At 72.4% G+C, this 1,990-nt stretch carries 4 protein-coding genes and 1 pseudogene; 2 read left to right on the top strand and 3 right to left on the bottom strand.

The window, feature by feature from the left end:
* From AC2VNT_RS10490 to AC2VNT_RS10480, 3 genes are all read right to left on the bottom strand, one after another.
* Positions 1–416: radical SAM protein (locus AC2VNT_RS10490; protein ID WP_486946792.1), on the bottom strand; the 416-nt coding region annotated here is incomplete at its 3' end.
* A gap of 41 nt (positions 417–457) precedes the next feature.
* Entirely contained in the window at positions 458–856 is a 399-nt protein-coding gene (locus AC2VNT_RS10485; protein WP_486946791.1) for a transglycosylase family protein, read from the bottom strand.
* Positions 853–1,347 carry a hypothetical protein gene (locus AC2VNT_RS10480; protein WP_486946790.1) on the bottom strand — a complete coding sequence of 165 codons (495 nt, stop codon included), beginning with the start codon at positions 1,345–1,347 and terminating at the stop codon, positions 853–855. The genes AC2VNT_RS10485 and AC2VNT_RS10480 overlap by 4 nt, the downstream gene beginning before the upstream one ends.
* A 141-nt stretch (positions 1,348–1,488) precedes the next feature.
* On the opposite strand from AC2VNT_RS10480, the gene AC2VNT_RS10475 reads away from it, so the two are divergent.
* The gene (locus AC2VNT_RS10475; protein ID WP_486946793.1) at positions 1,489–1,731 is read left to right on the top strand and encodes a type II toxin-antitoxin system Phd/YefM family antitoxin; all 243 of its coding nucleotides are present in this window, start codon (positions 1,489–1,491) and stop codon (positions 1,729–1,731) included.
* Positions 1,728–1,990: pseudogene (locus AC2VNT_RS10470) on the top strand (PIN domain-containing protein); the annotation flags it as partial. The gene AC2VNT_RS10475 and the pseudogene AC2VNT_RS10470, both read left to right, overlap by 4 nt.

The following is a 1,990-nucleotide window of genomic DNA, read 5'->3' as shown; positions in this document are numbered from 1 at the left end:
AGGGAGACCCGGGTGAAGCCGGCGCCGCGGATCGCGGCGAAGAACACCGGCGACGTGGACTCCGGGGTGCACTCGGTGCGGACCTCGGCGCCGCCGGCCAGCCCGCAGGCATCACGCACCGCGTCGAGGACCCGGACCAGCCGCGCCGCGCCAAGCAGCGACGGAGTGCCCCCGCCGAGGAACACGGTCTCGGCGGGCGGGGCGTCCAGCCGGGCGGCGGCCAGCTCCAGCTCCCGGTGCAGCGCCGCCACCCAGGCGTCCGGGTCGGCCCCGCCCAGCTCGGCCGGGGTGTAGGTGTTGAAGTCGCAGTAGCCGCAGCGGGTCAGGCAGAACGGCACGTGCACGTACACCCCGAACGGCCGGCGCGCGGTCAGCGGGACGTCGGGCAGGCGAACCGGGGTCGGGGGTGCGGTCATGCCGCCCGATCATCCCCGATCGGTGGCCGGCGTGCCACGGCTCAGCCGGGCGGGCGGGCCGCGGCCTCGGCGTCGCCGATCAGGGTGCTCAGGAACTGGGTCAGCGAGCCCACCGGCGCGATGCCGGGCATCCCCAACCCGCGCGACATGCAGGTGGGCCAGGCGCCCGGCCCCTGCGAGGCCAGGATCCGCTTGGCGACGGCGATCTGCTGCTGCTCGCTGGCCTGCGACGGCAACCCGGTGCCGCCGTTGGCGTCCCAGGTCGACGGCTTGATCTGCAGACCGCCGTAGGCACCGTTGCCGGTGTCGGCCGACCAGTTGCCGTTGGATTCGCACTGCGCGACGGCCTCCCAGTTGACGGGGTCCGCGGTTGCCGCACCGGCCTGGCTGCCGGCGCAGACCGTCACCGCGACCACGAGCGCCGCCGGACGCCGGCTCACAGCAGCTCCACGTTGCTGGCCAGCCACCGGCCGTCGACCTTCTGCATGGTCATCCGGATCCGGCTGCGGTCGACCACCGGCTCCGGCAGATCCTCGTTCGTCACCGACTGGTTGATCAGCAGCACCACCACGGCGGTGTCCCGGGTGGCGGACTTGACCGCCGCGTCGACCACGTGCCCCCGGGCGCTCACCCTCCGGTCGGCGAACTGCTGGCGCAGCTTCGCGCTCGACCGCGCGTGCATCTCGGCGAACTCGCCGGTGGCCCCGTCGGCGATCGCCGCGAAGGCGGCGTCGACGCCGTCGGCGTCGACGGTGGTGAGCTTCAGCGCGTAGCTCTCCGCGGCGTGCAGCGCCTGCTCGGACGCCGTGTGCAGCTGCCACTGCCGCACCAGCACCCAGCCGCTGACGACCAGCGCGGCGATCAGCACCGCCACGGCCAGCCAACGTCGGATTCTGCGCACGGTGTCCATGGTCGCGCCCACCGCGCGCATCTGCGGTGACCGACACGGCCTGGATCTGCGTCGTGACGAACGCAACCCTGCCCGGGTCAGCGTGGATTGACATAATCGGCCGAGTGATCGCCGCCCACTGCACGCATGCCGGATGTGCTACCGAACTGCTACGTTCGTAGCATTTCTGAGGTAGCGTCACGGGATCTACGGAACGACACGGCCCGGGTGCAGGCCGGGGAGGACATCGTCATCACCGTCAAGGGACGCCCGGTCGCCGAACTCGCAGCGGTGCGGTCGCGCCGCCGCTGGTTGTCCAGGGCTGAGTTCCTGAGTCGGTTGAGCGCGCAAGCCGACCCGGGGCTGCGCGACGACCTCGCCGCCCTGGCCGGTGACACCACCGACGATCTGGAACCGATCCGGTGAACGCCACGGCCGGACTGCTCGACACCTCGGTGTTCATCGCCGACGAAGCGGGCCGCCGCCTCGACGAGAGTCGGGTCCCCGCTGCCAGCCACCACGTCCGACGCTAGAGCGCAACGGCTCGCCACCCTCGACGCGGTCGCCGACCTCGCGGCACTACCCGTCGATGAGGACGCGGCACGGATGTGGGCCAGATGGCGCATCCATCTCGCCGAGACCGGACAGCGGGTGCGCGTCAACGACCTGTGGATCGCGGCCATCG

The sequence above is a fragment of the Mycobacterium sp. TH-M15 genome (assembly GCF_057473705.1).
Note: the sequence above shows the minus strand (reverse complement) of the source record. Positions and strands in the feature narration are given on the sequence as shown.

Coding starts and splice junctions, on each gene's coding strand:
- AC2VNT_RS10480 (WP_486946790.1), bottom strand. CDS start 1,347: ATGCGCGCGGTGGGCGCGACCATGGACACCGTGCGCAGAATCCGACGT.